Annotated in this window: 11 protein-coding genes and 1 pseudogene; 6 read left to right on the top strand and 6 right to left on the bottom strand. The window is 73.3% G+C overall.

Going from position 1 to position 16675, the window contains the following annotated elements; all coding sequences use genetic code 11:
- The 3 genes and pseudogenes from OFY01_RS30060 to OFY01_RS30050 all read right to left on the bottom strand — a co-directional run.
- Window positions 1-244: pseudogene (locus OFY01_RS30060) on the bottom strand (LCP family protein); the annotation flags it as partial.
- A gap of 267 nt (window positions 245-511) precedes the next feature.
- Complete coding sequence (locus tag OFY01_RS30055) at window positions 512-1876, bottom strand: LCP family protein (protein WP_266605269.1); 1365 nt, start codon at window positions 1874-1876, stop codon at window positions 512-514.
- 275 nt (window positions 1877-2151) lie between these two features.
- Window positions 2152-2913, bottom strand: coding sequence for a TIGR03089 family protein (locus OFY01_RS30050; protein ID WP_266605267.1), 762 nt, complete (start codon window positions 2911-2913; stop codon window positions 2152-2154).
- Window positions 2914-3067: 154 nt separating this feature from the next.
- Here OFY01_RS30050 and OFY01_RS30045 point away from each other — a divergent pair, with 154 nt between their 5' ends.
- The 3 genes from OFY01_RS30045 (at window position 3068) to OFY01_RS30035 (ending at window position 6920) form a co-directional block, all read left to right on the top strand.
- The gene (locus OFY01_RS30045; RefSeq protein ID WP_266605265.1) at window positions 3068-4540 is read left to right on the top strand and encodes a peptidoglycan recognition protein family protein; all 1473 of its coding nucleotides are present in this window, start codon (window positions 3068-3070) and stop codon (window positions 4538-4540) included.
- A 122-nt stretch (window positions 4541-4662) separates the two neighbouring features.
- Window positions 4663-5745 carry a mannose-1-phosphate guanylyltransferase gene (manB, locus tag OFY01_RS30040; RefSeq protein ID WP_266605263.1) on the top strand — a complete coding sequence of 361 codons (1083 nt, stop codon included), beginning with the start codon at window positions 4663-4665 and terminating at the stop codon, window positions 5743-5745.
- 134 nt (window positions 5746-5879) lie between these two features.
- Window positions 5880-6920 carry a DNA-3-methyladenine glycosylase family protein gene (locus tag OFY01_RS30035; protein ID WP_407700454.1) on the top strand — a complete coding sequence of 347 codons (1041 nt, stop codon included), beginning with the start codon at window positions 5880-5882 and terminating at the stop codon, window positions 6918-6920.
- Between the two features lie 389 nt (window positions 6921-7309).
- On the opposite strand, the gene OFY01_RS30030 is transcribed toward OFY01_RS30035, so the two are convergent.
- From OFY01_RS30030 to OFY01_RS30020, 3 genes are read right to left on the bottom strand one after another with little or no spacing between them, the layout of a single operon-like run.
- Window positions 7310-8614 carry a coenzyme F420-0:L-glutamate ligase gene (locus OFY01_RS30030; RefSeq protein WP_266605262.1) on the bottom strand — a complete coding sequence of 435 codons (1305 nt, stop codon included), beginning with the start codon at window positions 8612-8614 and terminating at the stop codon, window positions 7310-7312.
- Window positions 8611-9594 carry a 2-phospho-L-lactate transferase gene (gene cofD, locus OFY01_RS30025; RefSeq protein WP_266605260.1) on the bottom strand — a complete coding sequence of 328 codons (984 nt, stop codon included), beginning with the start codon at window positions 9592-9594 and terminating at the stop codon, window positions 8611-8613. The genes OFY01_RS30030 and cofD overlap by 4 nt, the downstream gene beginning before the upstream one ends.
- Window positions 9595-9649: 55 nt before the next feature.
- Window positions 9650-10186 carry a cysteine dioxygenase gene (locus tag OFY01_RS30020; RefSeq protein WP_266605258.1) on the bottom strand — a complete coding sequence of 179 codons (537 nt, stop codon included), beginning with the start codon at window positions 10184-10186 and terminating at the stop codon, window positions 9650-9652.
- Between the two features lie 742 nt (window positions 10187-10928).
- Between OFY01_RS30020 and OFY01_RS30015 the strand changes: the two genes are divergently transcribed.
- The 3 genes from OFY01_RS30015 (at window position 10929) to OFY01_RS30005 (ending at window position 16657) form a co-directional block, all read left to right on the top strand.
- A complete protein-coding gene (locus OFY01_RS30015; RefSeq protein WP_266605256.1) occupies window positions 10929-11192 on the top strand; it encodes a WhiB family transcriptional regulator in 264 nt (87 codons plus the stop codon).
- 162 nt (window positions 11193-11354) lie between these two features.
- Window positions 11355-15107 carry a glycosyltransferase gene (locus OFY01_RS30010; RefSeq protein ID WP_266605255.1) on the top strand — a complete coding sequence of 1251 codons (3753 nt, stop codon included), beginning with the start codon at window positions 11355-11357 and terminating at the stop codon, window positions 15105-15107.
- Entirely contained in the window at window positions 15104-16657 is a 1554-nt protein-coding gene (locus OFY01_RS30005) for a DUF5719 family protein (protein ID WP_266605253.1), read from the top strand. Before OFY01_RS30010 ends, OFY01_RS30005 begins: the two co-directional genes overlap by 4 nt.
- Window positions 16658-16675: the final 18 nt, after the last annotated feature.

The following is a 16675-nucleotide window of genomic DNA, read 5'->3' as shown; positions in this document are numbered from 1 at the left end:
GCGGCCCCTGCCGCGTCTCGCGGCGCCCGCCGCGCGGGGGCGGCACGTCACCGCGGCCGCCCGGCGCACTGCCGCGCGGGCCCTGGGGGCCCTGCGGGCCGCGAGGGTTGCGGCGGGGTCCGGGTACCGGCGGCTGCCCAGCGGAAGGGCGCAGTCGCAGTTCGTAGTCGCCTGTCTGGGGGTTGAGCACCCACTGGTCTGCGGGATCGATGTCGTCCGCCCGCCCACGGCCTTGCGAGTCCACGGTTGTCTGGTCCTCCGTCGGGGCCACGCGGCGCCCCGTCCCCCTCGTGCGGGCGCCCCGGTAAGTCAGTCGGTAGCTGATCGGTGACCCGCCTGTGCCAGCACGGCCGGGTGCTCCGGGTCGCTCACCTTATCCGCCCAGTTCAGCGTGGAGCGACGACGGTGACAAATTCCACGTCTATACATCCGGGCAAAACCGGACCATTTCCGAAACCTGTGTACCAGGTGATGACTTGAGCTTTACGTACTGGGCACATCAGGGCCGCGTTCAGCCGCACTCTTTCTGGGCGGCGGTGTTGCCGCGGAAGGTGGGCGCGGGGGAGGGGGAAGGGGAATCGGAGGGCCCGAGCGGCTTCCCGTCGTCATAACTGTCGTCGTAAGCGTCGTCGTAAGCGCCGTCGTAGGAATCGACGTAAGAGCCGTTGCCGTTGCCGTTGCCGTTGCCGTTGCCGCTGTCGCTGTCGCTGTCGCTGTCGCCGTATTGGTCCTGACCGCGGTTCTCACCCCGCTCCTGGTACGCCGTGTCGCTCCCGGCCAGGTGCCGCGCCGGTGACGTCTTGGCCACCACGACCGGCTCGTCGGCCCGCAGCCGCGCGAAGAGCTGGTCGGCGGCGGGCTGCACCAGCTGGTCGCGGTTGGCGTTGTAGACGTAGGGCTCCCGGGGCACGGTCAGGAACTGGATGCGGTCGGCCGGGATGCCGCGAAGGCCGCGTACCAGGTCGTACAGGCCGTGCAGGCTCGCCAGGCCCGGGTCGGTGGTCAGGGAGGACGTGGCGGCGTCGAGCACCGGGTAGAGCTTGGCCGGGTTGAGCAGCACGCCGTTGCTCTGCACCTTCTGGATGAGCGCGCCGAGGAACCGCTGCTGGCGGTCCATACGTTCGGTGTCGCTGCCGTTGCCGAGGGTCTTGCGGGCCCGCACGTACCCGAGGGCCTGTTCGCCGTTGAGCGTCTGGCGTCCCGCGGGCAGCTTGAGATGGGCGTCCTTGTCGTCTATCGGCTTGGCCAGGCACACCTGCACCCCGTCGACCGCGTCGACCATCTTCTTGAAGCCCTGGAAGTCCACGATCATGTGGTGATTGATCCGGATGCCGGTCAGCTTCTCGACCGTGCGGATCGTGCAGGCCGATCCGCCCAGCTCGAAGGCGGAGTTGAACATCACGAACATCGGCTCCGTGCGCCCGCCGCCGGGCTTGCCGCAGCTCGGCACGTGCACCATCAGGTCACGCGGTATCGACAGGGCCGTCGCGCTCTTCCGGTCCGCCGCGACGTGCAGCAGGATCGTGGTGTCGGAGCGCTGTGTGCCGTCGTTGCGCCCGTACTTCGCGTTGGCCCCGGCCCGCGAGTCGGACCCTATGATCAGCAGGTTCTGCGCCCCGGCGACCAGGACGGTCGGACGCTCCTTGTCGTAACGGGCGAGCTCGTCGGCGGCGGCCGTGTCCTCGGTGATGTTCCCGTTGAGCTTCTCGTACGCGATCCAGCCCGCCCCGGCCGTCACCAGCACCACGAACGCCGCGCCGACCGCCGAGTACCGCAGCCATCTCCGGCGCCGCCGCCCCCGCCAGGCGCCGGTCGGGGAGGAGCCGGTCCCCGGGCCGAGCGGCGTCGGCTCGGGCGGGCCAGCGGAGTCGGTCACGTAAGAGCCCCCCTTGAGGCGTCGCGGAAACGATGCGTCTCTACGACCATGACCCGCGCGGCGCCGGGAGGCCGGGAAAGCTGATCCGAACGGGTGACGGGAGGAAGGGGAGCGGGCGGTTTGCCGGACGGCTCACCGGCGGCGGCTTGTCGGGGGTGCGGCCCGCGGGGAGTGTGGTGTGCCGGGGCGGCGGCTTGTCGGGGTGCGGGGCCCGTGGGGAGGGTGGTCTGCCGGGCGGCGGCCTGCCGGGGAGCGCGGCCGACCGGCGTGGCGGCCTACCGGGCGACGGCGGTCGCGCTCACCCGCTCGCTCTCCACGCGGCGGGCGAGCGCCTCGTCGTCGAGGTGGTCCAGATTGCGGCAGAGCACGACCGAGCCGCCGGTGGCGAGCGGTGAGTAAAGACCGGCGCTCACGCCCTTCCAGCTGTCGTACGGGAGTCCGGACAGCAGCCGGGAACCGGGCCCGGTCAGGCCGAGCCCCGCGGCGTCGGCCGAGGCTTTCTCGACGACCTCGGCGCCGGTCCACTCGGCCCCGGCGACGACGAGCGCGAGGTCCTCCGGGTCCACGGGCGAGAAGGGCGCGAACCGGTCGCCCTGCCCCGGTACCTCCACGGCGTAGTCCGTGAAGCCCTCCGGAGGCTGGGGGAACCGTCCGCCGAGCGGTCGCAGCGCGAGGGCGACCCGCTCCCCGGAGCAGGCGCGGGCGGCGTCGAGCGTGTCGGGACCGCTGACGACGAGGTCGGCCGCAGCCGGGTCCCCGCCCAGGTCGGCCACGACGCCCACGGACGAGCAGGCCAGCAGCCACACGGCGGTCTGCCAGTGAGCGGGCAGCAGCAGGGCGACCCGGTCACCGGGTTCGGCGCCCAGGTCTCCTTGCAGCAGGTTGGCCGTCTTGGCCACCCAGTTGCCGAAGGTGGCGACGGAGAGCTCGACGCGCTCCCCGGTCGCGTCGTCGTAGAAGGTCACGAGGGGCCGCGCCGGATCGGCGCGAAGCGCGGCCTGCAACAGTCCGGCGGGTGTACGCACAGCGTCATTCACCCGCCCAACTCTACGATCGCGCGCGCCGCTCCCGTACACGTACCTCTCGCCGGTAGCCGGTAGCCGGTAGCCGGTAGCCGGTAGCCGGAAGCCCGTACCCCCGTATGACACGTCCCATTGGCCGGAAAGATGCTAAATGCCCACGATCGTGGGCATGCGTGGATTCCTAGCTTCGTCGATCGGCGTGACCTGCGCGGCCGCCCTCGCCCTCCCCATCGCTCTCACCGCCCCCACCCCCTCACACGCTGCCGCGCCGATCCCGGCGCAGGAGTCGCTCCCCGGCAGCACCCAGTCCCTCCGGCTCGCTCCCCTCCCCGCCGACCGCGCCGCGGGCACCCCGCAGGAGGAGGGCGTGACACGACGCGACGTACACCCGTTCTCGCTCGTCGGGGTCGTCTGGGACGACCCGAGAGCCCAGCTCGACGGCCGGGTACAGGTCCGCACCCGCGCCACCGGTACCACCACGTGGTCCGCCTGGCAGGACCTGCAGGCCCACAACGACGACGCCCCCGACCCGGACAGCCCCGAAGGCGAGGGTGCCGGGGTCCGCGGCTCCACCGCCCCGCTGTGGGTGGGCGACTCGGACGGGGTCGAGGTACGGGTCAAGGCGGCCCCGCCGAACGCCGCCCCCGAGTCCCCCGAAACGAAACCGGCGACTCAGGCCCCGCCCCACCCCGGGGCGGCGTCAACCAGGGCGTCGACCGCTTCCTCGACCGCTTCCTCGACCGTGTCCTCGGACGGCGGCGTGCTCCCCCAGGGCCTCCGCCTCGAACTCGTGGACCCCGGCCAGGAACCCACCACGACCACCCAGGGGGCCCCGGCCGACGACCCCGCCGACGCCTCCCGCTCCGGCACGCTCACCCCCGAGACCGCCCAGGCATCGGCCGCCAACGCCGGTCTCGCCCCGCTCGGCGCCGACGTCATCCCGGCGCTCACCAAGAAGCAGACCGAGGACGCCCTGACCGCGTCGGCCCCCGCCGGCACCGCGGGCGCGGCTGCGGCCCCGGAGGCCCGCCCGTACATCGGCGCCCGCCCCCGCATCATCACCCGCAAGGGCTGGGGCGCGGACGAGAAGCTCCGCGAGCGGAAGTTCGCGTACACGAGGACGGTGAAGGCGGCCTTCATCCACCACACGGCGACGGGCAACAACTACCGTTGCTCGCAGGCCCCCTCCGTCATCCGCGGCATCTACCGCTACCACGTCAAGAGCCTGCACTGGCGCGACATCGGCTACAACTTCCTCATCGACAAGTGCGGCCGCATCTACGAGGGCCGCGCGGGCGGCGTCGCCAAGCCCGTCCGCGGCGCGCACACCATGGGCTTCAACACGGACAGCATGGGCGTCGCGGTCCTGGGCACGTTCGGCCGCACCAAGCCCTCCGCCGCCTCGGTGAACGCCGTGGCACGCCTCACCGCCTGGAAGCTCGGACTCTTCCGGGCCAACCCGCGCGGCGTGACGCACCTGAAGTCCGGCGGCGGAAACCTGTTCCGCAAGGGCAAGAACGTGCGACTGGACGTGATCTCCGGTCACCGGGACGGATACGCGACCGAATGCCCGGGAGACCGTCTCTACAAGCGACTGGGCAGCGCCCGCCGCACCGCGGCACACCTCCAGGGCCGACCCTGACCCTCGGCCCCGTCACCGGCCCGGCCTGCCCGGCGGGCGTGAACGGTCTGCATACACTGGCCGGCCGAAAGACAGTTCGGCCGGCCTCGGCAGCACCCCGAGCAGGAAGCAGAGACGACAAGGTGACAGAAGCGATCCTCCTGGTCGGCGGGAAGGGCACCCGGCTGCGCCCGCTCACGGTGAACACACCGAAACCGATGGTTCCGGCGGCGGGCGTGCCGTTCCTCACGCACCAGCTGGCGCGTGCCAAGGCGGCGGGCGTCGACCACGTCGTCCTGGCCACCTCGTACCTCGCCGAGGTCTTCGAGCCGTACTTCGGCGACGGCTCCCGTCTCGGCCTCCACCTCGAGTACGTGACCGAGGACGAGCCCCTCGGCACCGGCGGCGCCATCCGCAACGTCGCCTCCCGCCTGCGCTCGGGCCCCGAGGATCCGGTCCTGATCTTCAACGGCGACATTCTCACCGGACTCGACATCCGGGCTCTGGTGCGCGAGCACGAGACGACCGGCGCGGACGTCTCGCTGCACCTGTCCCGCGTCGAGGACCCGCGCGCGTACGGACTCGTCCCCACGGACCCGACAGGCCGCGTACAGGCGTTCCTGGAGAAGCCCCAGACCCCTGAGGAGATCGTCACCGACCAGATCAACGCGGGCGCGTACGTCTTCCGGCGCTCGGTCATCGACACGATCCCCGCGGGGCGTGCGGTCTCGGTCGAGCGCGAGACGTTCCCCGAGCTGCTCGCCGCCGGGGCCCACCTCCAGGGCATGGTCGACTCCACGTACTGGCTGGACCTGGGCACCCCGGCCGCCTTCGTGCGCGGCTCCGCCGACCTGGTCCTGGGCCGCGCCCCGTCGCCCGCCGTGCCCGGCCGCCGCGGCGACCGGCTGGTCCTGCCCACCGCCGTGGTGGCGCCCGACGCGAAGCTCACCGGCGGCACCGTCGTCGGCGCGCACGCGCGCGTGGCCGAGGGCGCCCGGGTGGGCGGCTCCACGGTCCTGGACGGCGCCGTGATCGAACCGGGCGCGGTGGTCACCGACTCGCTGATCGGCAAGGGGGCCCGGGTGGGCGCCCGCGCGCGCCTCACCGGCGTGGTCGTCGGCGACGGCGCACACGTCGGCGCCGACAACGAACTGAGGGACGGCGTACGCGTCTGGTGCGACGCCACGCTCCCGGCGGCATCGGTGCGCTTCTCGTCCGACCAGTGACGCGGGCCGACCAGTGACGTGGGGCGACCAGTGATGTGCGGCGACCAGTGACGTGGGGCGACCAGCCAGGCGGGCACGAAACCCTCAGACACCCCCTACCCTCATAGGGCACACCCGCCCGACCGAGGACACCTGTGGCAGGCCGCCGATACGCCCCCCGTACGCGCCCCCCGCGCGCCGCTGACCCGCGCGTACCCGGCCCGGCGCAGGCACCACAGGGCCCGGCTCCCGCAGAACGTGCGGCGACCCGCACGTACGCCCTCAAAAGCCCCGTCCACCTGGGCCTCACCCTCGGCGCGCTGCGCCGCGGTCCGGCCGATCCGACGTTCCGCGCCACACCGGACGGCGCGCTGTGGCGGGCGAGCCGCACACCTGAGGGCCCCGCGACGCTGCGGGTCACGCCGATCGAGCAGGACGCGAGGGGAGACGTCGGCAGGGTCCGGGCGGATGCCTGGGGCCCGGGAGCCGACTGGTTCCTCGACCAGGTGCCCGCGCTCGTCGGCGACCTCGACGACCCGGCCCCGTTCGAGCCCCGCCACCGTCTCGTCGCCCACACGGCCCGCCGCCGCAGTGGCCTGCGGCTGACCCGTACGGGACTGGTGCTCGAATCGCTGATCCCGTCGATCCTGGAGCAGAAGGTCACGACGGACGAGGCATACCGCGCCTGGCGTCTGCTGCTGCGCACGCACGGCGAACCGGCCCCGGGCCCGGCGGGGCTCCCGCCGCTGCGTATGCGGGTGATGCCGGACCCGCGCGCGTGGGCGCTGATCCCGTCGTGGGAGTGGCACAGGGCGGGCGTCGACAACAAGCGCGCCTCGACGGTCATCAGGGCGGTCAGGGTGGCCCGTCGCCTGGAGGAGGCGGTGCGGATGGACCCGCCCGCGGCCCGCGCCCGCCTCGAACTCGTCCCTGGCATCGGTCCGTGGACCTCGGCCGAGACGGTGCAGCGCACGCACGGCGCCCCGGACGAGGTGACCACGGGTGACCTGCATCTGCCCGGCATCGTCGGTCACGCCTTGGCGGGCAACCGCGACGCGACGGACGCCGACATGCTGGACCTGCTGTCCCCGTACGCGGGCCAACGCCACCGCGCGGCCCGCCTGATCCTCCTCAGCGGCGCGGCCCCACCGCGCAGACACCCCAAAATGCCCCGAGTGAACATCGCCGACTGGTAGCCCCCCGCACCCCTCCGCAGCACCCCTCGGCCAGCCCTCCGCTGCCCCCACTGCCTCAACCACTGCCTCAACCACGAACTCTGCCGAGCTGCCCCGGCTGCCTTCGTGCGTCTGCCGTCTGGGTCCCTGCTGCCCCGGCTGCCTTCGTGCGTCCGCCGCCTGGGCCCCCTACCCAACTACCCTCGCGCGTCCGCAGTCCGCAGTCCGCAGTCCGCAGTCCGCCGTCGGGCCCGCCCTGTCCCGGTGCCGCCCCCCGCCGCCTTGGGCAGTCTGCCGCCCGGGGCGGCAGGGTGGGCAAGGCGGCCCCCGGCGCCGCTCGCGCGATCGGACGGCCCCCGCCCCGTCTCCCCGAACACCGCCTGCCCGAACCCGTCTCCCCGAACCCCGTCTCACCGCACCGCGACGAACTCCGAAACCACCCGCTCAGCCCGCTCCCGCGGCGGAGCCGCAGCGTGGCCCACCGCGACCGCGCCCATCGGATCCCACTCCTGCGGCAGCCCGAGCACCTCCCGCACCACGTCCCGGCAGAACATCGTCGACGACACCCACGCGGAACCCAGCCGTTCCCCGGCCAGCGCAACCAGAAAGTTCTGCACGCCGGCCCCGGCGGCCACCACGAACATCTCCCGCTCGGCGGTGTCCCGCCGAACATCCCCGTACGCGTGCGCCCCGTCCGTCACCATGCAGGGCACCACCAGGTACGGCGCTTCGCGCAGCACGTCGCCGCGCCGCACCCGCTTCGCGATCGACTCCTCGCTCTTGCCGTCCCGCCGCAGATCCGCGATCCACGCGTCCCGCATCGCGTCGAGCAGCCGTGCTCGTGCCTGAGCGGACTCCAGCAGCACGAACCGCCACGGCGTCGTGTGGTGCGGCGCGGGCGCCGTGATCGCCGCCGCCACGGCACGCCGCACCGACCCCGGGTCGACCGGCTCGTCGGTGAACGCCCGCACCGTACGCCGCTGCGTGACCGCCTCCCGTACGGCCTCCGACGTCCCGAGCCGGAACATGTCGTCGCGGGCGTCGCGCACCAGCTCCCGCGCGCTGCCCTCGCCGAGCACCTGCTCGCCCAGGCCGCGCACGACGGCCACCGGCAGCCCGCCCGCCTTGCCCTTGACGAGGTCCCCGGCCCCGGCCAGCTCGTCCGCCGTCGCGACGACGGTCGCGCTGAGCGGATTGCCGTGCGCGTCCGTACCGCCGCGCAGGTCCTCAAGGACGCGGACGCCCGCCGAGCCGATCGCGATGTCGGTGAGGCCGTTGCGCCAGGGCCGGCCGAAGGTGTCCGTGACGATCACGCCGACGTCGACGCCGAGCGTGTCGCGCAGCCCGGCCCGTACGGCCTCGGCGGACGCGTCGGGGTCCTCGGGCAGCAGCAGCACGGTCCCGGCCGGGGTGTTGGACGCGTCCACGCCCGCCGCCGCCATCACCAGACCCTGCCGGTTCTCCACGATCCGCAGCGCGCCACGCCGCGCGACGACCCGTACGGTCTCCGCGTCGATCGCCGCCTCCCGGTCGTCGGCCCGTACGAGCCGCCCCTCAGCCTTGGAGACGATCTTCGAGGTGACCAGGACGACGTCACCGTCCACGAGTCCCGGCTCGGCGGCGGCGATCAGCTTCGCCAGGTCGTCGCCCGCACGCACCTCAGGGATGCCGGGCACGGCCCACACCCGCAGTTCACCCGCCCGGGCTCCGCTCACGCGCCGCGCACCTCCTCCGCGAGGGCCAGGGCCGCGCGGGCCATCTCCGCCGCCGCGTGGCCCTCCTGATGGTCCGTCATCATCAGCGGTACGGCCCGGCACCGGATGCCCGCCTTCTCGACCCGCTCCACCGCCTTCTCGTCCACGGTGTCCACCAGCCACCCGTCGAGCAGCCCGCTGCCGCCCTCCCGCCGCCCGTAGTGTTCGGCGACCGCGGCCGCGCTGGACTCCACGCCCACGGCGGCCAGCACCTTGTCGGCCATGCCGCGCACGGGCGCGTCCCCGACGATCGGCGAGAGACCGATCACCGGCGCCCCGGCCCCGGCGATGGCCTCCCGGATGCCCGGCACGGCCAGGATCGTGCCGACACTCACCACCGGGTTGGACGGCGGGAAGAGGATGACGTCCGCCTCGGCGACGGCCTCCAGCACGCCCGGCGCGGGGCTCGACTGCTCGGCGCCGACCGGCACGACGGCGTGCGCGTCCACGGAGGCGCGCAGCTTCACCCAGTACTCCTGGAAGTGAACGGCCCTGCGCTCCCCGTCGATCGTCACCGCGACATGTGTCTCCACGCGGTCGTCGGTCATGGGCAGCAGCCGCACGCCCGGCTTCCACCGCTGGCACAGCGCCTCGGTGACCGCGCTCAGCGGATAGCCCGCGCCCAGCATCTGCGTACGGACGATGTGGGTTGCGAAGTCCCGGTCGCCCAGGCCGAACCACTCCGGACCCACCCCGTAGGCCGCCAGTTCCTCCTTCACCACATGCGTCTCGTCCCGGCGACCCCAGCCCTGCTCCTCGTCGATGCCGCCGCCCAGCGTGTACATCACCGTGTCGAGGTCCGGACAGACCTGCAGTCCGAAGAGATGGATGTCGTCCCCGGTGTTGCCGATGACCGTGATGGCGGCGTCCGGCGCGGCCAGTTTGAGACCGCGAAGGAACCGGGCACCACCGATGCCGCCTGCCAGAACCACAATGCGCATGTGCCAAGCATCGCAGGCACCTCTGACAATCGGGCGGCGCCCCTTCGGCGCACCCTCAGACGGCGGCCGTGGTCTGCGAGCCGGCGGCCGTGGTCTCCGAGCCGGCGGCCGCGGCAGCGCCTTCGGGGAGTTCCGGGTGCATCGGCATCTCGGTGAGCCCCGGGTAGTACACGTGCAGGCTGACGGCCGGTTCGAGGGAGTCGTTGGTGACCTCGTGGACGTACCCCGGCGCGAAGACCCGCTGCGCGCCCGGCGCGAGCGTCCGCGCGCCCTGCTCCGTACGCTCCGTCAGCTCGCCCTGGAGCAGCGTCAGTACACCCGACGAGCGCCCGTGGTCGTGCGTGCCGGTGCGCTGACCCGGCAGCCAGGACAGCAGCCACACCTCGTAGCCGGGGCCGGTGCGCAGCCGGTGGTACCAGCGGGTGGTGGCGTCGTAGCGGACGAGGTGCTCCCACTGGGAGCGGTCGGCGGCGATGGCGCGGGCCAGGCCGACGAACTCGGCCACGGTCCGCGGGTGTTCCCGCGCGGGCTGCAGCAGGTGCTGCACCTCCAGCAGGTCGCCGGCGATCTGGAGGTCGCTGTCGCTGTTCATGGGGGTGGGGTCCTCTGGGGTCGTCGGCGCGCACGGCGCGCGGTGCGGCACCGGGGCGTGGAGAAGCGGAGAAGCAGAGAAGGGGAGAAGCAGAGAAGCGGAGAAGGAGCGGAGAGGGGTGGGCGTGCGGTCGGAGCGCTCGGCTCAACGACTCAACAGCTGGAACAGCAACAGCTGTGACACGCGCGACACGCGTGGGCAGCACGGAGCGACCCGGCGGTGCGGGTCGTCGTGGTGTCCGAATGCGCGAGCATGCCCAACAGGAGACCGGGTCATGTGTCCTCTGTCAACCTGAAGCCGCCCGTTGTCCGGATTGCGAGATATGTTTCACCTCATCCGGTTGTTGTGGCGGGTGAAAGGTTTGTGCAGTGCGCCGGGCGGACATGTGGCGCACCAGTCCGGCGGGCAAACGCCGTTGTGATCCTGTGATCCGAATGTGATCTGGTTCGCTTCGCGGGCGCCTCCGGAACCCTGATCGATCTCTGCGACGTCCTTCTGTGCAGCGGCTCATGACGGTCCATGAGGGGCGGAACAGCTGGATGCGCCGCTGGCAAGTGTCACGGTTTTTGCCGATTTGAACACTTTCCGCATAGCCTTGGTTCCGCAGAGTGAATAAGGGGCCCAATAGCAGATCCCGGCTTGACTGCCCCGGATCGGCACACTTGTAATTTCACTCGTGTCGTTCAGCCGAAATCGGTAACGGCAACATCACGGGGACGCACGGACAGACGAGGGGCGCACTATGACCGAGTCGTTTCAGGATCTGCTGGTCGAGGACGCGGAAGACGAACTCGGCTGGCAGGAGCGCGCACTGTGCGCCCAGACCGACCCCGAGTCCTTCTTCCCTGAGAAGGGCGGCTCCACCCGGGAGGCCAAGAAGGTCTGCCTGGCGTGCGAGGTCCGGTCCGAGTGCCTCGAATACGCGCTCGCCAACGACGAACGCTTCGGCATCTGGGGCGGCCTGTCCGAGCGCGAGCGGCGCCGCCTGAAGAAGGCCGCCGTCTAGTCCTGATCCGTGCGGTGCTCCGGCCCGCTGCCCGTGGGTTGTCCACAGGCGGCGGGCCGGTGTTGTTGCCAGCCGTTAGTGTGGGGGCCCGTCCGAGACACCACCGTGCCCAGTGGGGCGCGGGCGTCCACCGCAGTCCAACGAACCGGGGCCCGTACCTCGATGTCCGTGCACAGCCATTCGGCAGGCCAGTTCGGCACTGCCGCCGCCGCGTTCACCCCGGAGTACGCGACCGGGTCCGACCCGGGCAGCGCCCCCGAGTTCCCCCGGCATGTCGTCACCGCCGTCGTCGTCTCTCACGACGGCGCCCGCTGGCTGCCCGACGTGCTGTCCGGACTCCTCGGCCAGGAGCGCCCCGTACAGAACGCGGTCGCGGCCGACACCGGCAGCGCCGACGACTCCGCGACCCTGCTCGCCGAGGCCCTCGGCGACGACCGCGTCCTGCACCTGGCCCGCCGCACCGGCTTCGGCCAGGCCGTCGACGAAGCGGTGCGCGGCGCCGCCGTCCTCACCCCGGAGGAACTGCCCTACCTCAAGCGCCCCAGCGGCTGGGACCCCGTCAGTCGCACCTGGCGCGACGAGACCTACGACATGCCCGACCTGCCCCACGGCGAGCCGGAACAGTGGCTGTGGCTGCTGCACGACGACAGCGCCCCCGAACCCGACGCGCTCGCCCACATGCTGCGCGTCGTCGAGGCCGAGCGCGAGGCGGGGGCCGACGTCGCCGTCGTCGGCCCCAAACTGCGCGGCTGGTACGACCGCAGGCAGCTGCTCGAAGTCGGCGTCTCCATCGCCAACTCCGGCCGCCGCTGGACCGGCCTCGACCGCCGCGAACAGGACCAGGGCCAGCACGACCACGTACGGCCCGTCCTCTCCGTCTCCAGCGCCGGCATGCTCATCCGCCGTGACGTCTTCGAGGAACTCGGCGGCTTCGACCGCAGGCTGCCCCTCATGCGCGACGACGTCGACCTGTGCTGGCGCGCCCAGGCCGCCGGACACCGCGTGGTCGTCGCCCCCGACGCCGTCACCCGGCACGCCGAGGCCGCGTCCCGCGAGCGCCGCACCGTCGACTGCTTCGGCCGCACCGCCTCCTCGCCCCACAAGGTCGACAAGGCGGGCGCCGTCTACACCCTGCTGGTCAACGCGCGCGCGGCCGCACTGCCCTGGGTCCTGCTCCGCCTGGTCCTCGGCACCCTGCTGCGCACCGGCGCCTACCTCGTCGGCAAGGTCCCCGGACAGGCGTTCGACGAGATCACCGGCCTGCTCGCCACCCTGCTGCGGCCCGGCCGGATCCTCGCCGCCCGCAAGCGGCGCGGCCGAGGCGTGGTCGACCACAAGGAACTCACACCGCTCTTCCCGCCGCGCGGCGCGACCCTACGGCTCACCGTCGAACAGGTCGCCGGAAATCTGTTCGGCGCCTCCGACCCGGAGACCGCCACAGCCGGCCGGCACGGAGGCGGCGGCCTGGAGTCCGGGCCCGGCGAGGACGACGACTTCATCCAGGTCGAACAGTTCGTCCGCCTCAAGCGCATCGCCCGCAACCCCGGACCGATGCTCTTCGTCGTCCTGCTGTTCGTCTCCCTCATCGCCTGCCGCGCCCTCGTCGGCGGCGGCGCCCTCGCGGGTGGCGCCCTGCTGCCCGCCCCCGGCCACGCCTCGGGCCTGTGGGAGCGCTACGCCGACGCCTGGCACGCCGCCGGAATCGGCGGCACCCAGGCAGGCCCCCCGTACCTGGCGATGCTCGCCACCCTGTCCACCGTCCTGTTCGGCTCCACCGGCCTGACCCTCACCGTGCTGCTCGTCGGCTCGGTGCCCCTGGCCGGATTCATCGCCTACTTCGCCTCCAGGCCCCTGGTCACCTCGCGGCTGCTGCGCGCATGGGGAGCCGTTGCCTACGCGTTCCTGCCCGCCGTCACCGGCGCCCTCGCGGGCGGTCGCGTCGGCACCGCGGTCCTCGCCATCCTGCTGCCGCTCATCGCGCGCGCGGGGCTCGCCGCCTCCGGGCTCACCCACGCCCGTGGCGCACGCGGCAGCTGGCGCGCCACCTGGGCATACGCCCTGCTGCTCACCGTCACCACGGCCTTCACCCCCACCGTCTGGCCGATCGCCTTCGTGCTCGGCCTCGCCCTGCTCGTCGTGCGCCGCGGCGACATCGCCGCCTACGGGCTGCGCTTCCTGGCCGCCCTCGGCACCCCGCTGCTCGTCCTGGCGCCCTGGTCCCTGACGCTGCTCCCGTCCGGCTTCTTCAAAGAAGCCGGACTGCCCTACGGCGCAGGCACGGCGAGCCCGCTGAGCCTGCTCGGCGCCTCCCCGGGCGGCCCCGGCACCACCGGCAGCCTGCTCCTCATCGGCATCGTGCTCGCCGCCCTCGCCGCCCTGCTGCGCCAGGAGCGGCGCCGCGCGGTGCTCACCTCCTGGACCGTCGCCGTCGTCGCCCTGGTCTTCGCGGCCCTGTCGAACGGATCGGCCTGGGCCGGACCCGCCACCCTCGTGTACGGCTTCGCGCTCCTCGCGGCCGCCGCCCTCGGCGCGGACGGGGCGCGCTCGCGCGTGGCCGAGCAGAGCTTCGGCTGGCGCCAGCCCGTCGCCGCGCTCATCGCGTTCGCCTCGGCCGCGGGGCCGCTGCTGCTCGCCGCGGGCTGGATGATCGGCGGCGCCGACGGACCTTTGGAGCGCCGCGACCCCGTACAGGTGCCCGCGTTCGTCGCCGAAGAGGCCGGAACCCGCGACCAGGCCCGCACCCTCGTCCTCGACGGCACCGCGGGCCAGGTCTCGTACGCGCTGGTGCGCGGCGCGGGCGCCCGCTTGGGCGACGGCGAACTCACCACGTCCGAGGGCGACGACCACAAGCTCGACAAGGTCGTCGCCAACCTGGTCGCGGGCTCCGGCGCCGACCAGGCCGACCACCTCGGCGGCTTCGCCGTGCGCTACGTCCTCGTCCGCGACGGCGCCCCGCGCGCCATCGCCCGCGTGCTCGACGCGACACCCGGACTCACCCGGCTCAGCCAGCAGGACGGCACCGCACTGTGGCGCGTCGACCGCCAGGTCGAGCGGGCCGTGCTGCTGCCCACGGCCGACACCGGCCCCACCGCCGAGGCGGCTCGCCCGGTAGCGGCAGGACCTGTCGAGGTGCACACGCGCGTGCCCGCGGGCGGCCAGGGCCGCGTGCTGCGCATCGCCGACCGGGCCGCCGACGGCTGGAACGCCACCGTCGACGGCACACCGCTGAAGAAGATCACGCTCGACGGATGGGCGCAGGGCTTCGAACTGCCCGCCTCCGGCGGCCGCCTCGACGTCACGTACGACGCGCCGATCACCCACACCGCATGGCTGTGGGCCCAGGGCGCGCTCGCCGTCGTCCTCGTGGTGCTCGCCCTGCCCGGACGGCGCAGGGACATCGACGACGACCTGCCGGACGAACCCGCGCCCCTGCCCGCCCAGGCCGTCGAGGGCGACGGCCGCAGGGCCCGGCGCCTGCGCGCCCAGGCCGAGGCCGAGCAGGCCGCCGCCGTGCCTCCTCCGCGGGAGGAGGCGTTCGCGGCGGACGTCCCGCAGCAGCACCCGGCCCAGCAGGAGCCGTACGACCCCGCGCACGACACCGAATGGGACCGGTCCGCCGCCCAGGCGGGTGATCCGTACGGCGCGTACGCGACGGCCGAGCAACAGCACTACCCGGACCCGTCCGCCGCGCCCCCCGCCTCCACCGGGGCGTACGGCTACGACGCGCAGGCCATGCAGCCCCCGCACCCCGGTCAGGCCGACCCCTACCAGGCGGCCCCGTACGACCCGTACGCGTACGGCGGCGCGTACGACCCGCAGCAGCAGCCGTACGACCCCGCGTACGAGCAGCACGGCCAGAGCCACGGCTTTGGCGACGGCACCGACAGCGAGCGCCCCGACGGGAGCCAGCAGTGAAGCGCACGACCCTGTCCCTGATCGCCGCGGCGACGGCCCTCGCCGCCGTCACGGGGTTCGCCTCCGTCTCGTCCGGCCCCTCGGGCGACGACGCCTCCGCCAAGACGGCCGCACAGTTGCCCGTGGAGCGCTCCAGCGTGCTGTGCCCGGCACCGAGCCAGTCCGACCTGGCCGACACCGACTACACCTCGTACACGCCGCCGGGCGGGACGGGCAAGACCGCCGACGGCTCGGCCGACGACGGCAAGAGCGGCTCGGCCGATCTGGTGCCCGCCGGAACCGGCGCGAGCGCCACGGGCAAGAGCGGCGGCAAGGCCAAGGACAGCGGCAAGGGCGGCGCCGGGAGCAGCGCGCGGACCAAGCCGTTCCTCACCCTGAAGACCCCCGGAACGCCCGTCGGCGACTCGGTGTCGGGCGCCGACGCCCCCGCCCTCGTCGGAACCGCCGACGGCGCCCTCGCGCCCGGCTGGACCGTCCAGCAGACCACCTCCGTCGAGGCGGGCACCGGCCGCGGCCTGTCCGGCCTGTCCTGCTCGGCCCCCGACACCGACTTCTACTTCCCCGGCGCCAGCACCGCCAAGAGCCGCAACGACTACATCCACCTCACCAACCCGGACGACGAGGCCGCCGTCGTCGACGTGCAGATGTACGGCCCGGACGGCGCCATCAAGTCCGACGTCGCCGAAGGCATCCAGGTCGGACCGCACTCCAGCGTCCCCGTCCTCCTGTCGACGCTGACCGACAAGCCGTACGACGACCTGACGCTGCACGTGACCGCCCGCAGCGGCCGCGTCGCCGCCGCCGTCGCCGTCGCGGACGACAAGCTCGGCGGCGACTGGCTGCCCGCGGCCGCCGACCCCGCGACCTCCCTGGTGCTGCCCGGAATCCCCAAGGACGCCACCAGCGTGCACCTGGTCGCCTTCGCCCCGGGCCAGGACGACGCCGACCTCAAGATCAGGCTCGCCACCAGCACCGGCACCATCACCCCCGCCGGGCACGACACGCTGCACGTCAAGTCCGGCATGACCGCGTCGGCCGACCTCGGCGCCCTCACCCGCGGCGACGCGGGCTCGCTCATCCTCACGCCGAGCGAGGGCTCCGTGCCGGTCGTCGCCGCCCTGCGCGTCACGCGCGGCAAGGGCGCGAACCAGGAGACCGCGTTCATCCCGGCCACCCGTGACATCGGCGCGCGCGCCACAGTGGCCGGAAACCACGCCAAGGACACCACGCTCGCCCTGACCGCGCCCGGCGCCACCGGCACGGTGAAGGTCACCGCGTCACCAGGCACCGGCGGCGGCACCGCGACCACCAAGGAGTACACGGTCAAGGGCGGCACCACCCTGTCGGTGACCCCGCCCGTCCCTGACGGCCTCAAGGGCGCGTACGCGCTGACGGTGCAGCCCGTGTCCGGCGGCCGGGTCTACGGGGCGCGGATGCTGTCGCGGAAGCAGGACGGCGTCCCGGCGTTCACGGTGCAGACACTCCCCGACGACCGGGGCACGGTCTCGGTGCCGCAGGCGGGCGAGGACCTCAAGGTGCTGCAGAAGTAGCGCGCCCGGGTGCACTCC

It is taken from the genome of Streptomyces beihaiensis (assembly GCF_026274175.1).
Taxonomy (GTDB): Bacteria; Actinomycetota; Actinomycetes; order Streptomycetales; family Streptomycetaceae; genus Streptomyces; species Streptomyces beihaiensis.
The sequence above is the reverse complement of the archived record's forward strand: the minus strand, read 5'-3'. Positions and strand labels throughout refer to the sequence as shown.

Excerpts from the sequence above, each read along its gene's own strand:
- OFY01_RS30045 (WP_266605265.1), top strand. The coding sequence starts at position 3,068 with ATGCGTGGATTCCTAGCTTCGTCGATCGGCGTGACCTGCGCGGCCGCC.
- cofD (WP_266605260.1), bottom strand. The coding sequence starts at position 9,594 with ATGCGCATTGTGGTTCTGGCAGGCGGCATCGGTGGTGCCCGGTTCCTT.
- OFY01_RS30020 (WP_266605258.1), bottom strand. The coding sequence starts at position 10,186 with ATGAACAGCGACAGCGACCTCCAGATCGCCGGCGACCTGCTGGAGGTG.
- OFY01_RS30015 (WP_266605256.1), top strand. The coding sequence starts at position 10,929 with ATGACCGAGTCGTTTCAGGATCTGCTGGTCGAGGACGCGGAAGACGAA.
- OFY01_RS30010 (WP_266605255.1), top strand. The coding sequence starts at position 11,355 with ATGTCCGTGCACAGCCATTCGGCAGGCCAGTTCGGCACTGCCGCCGCC.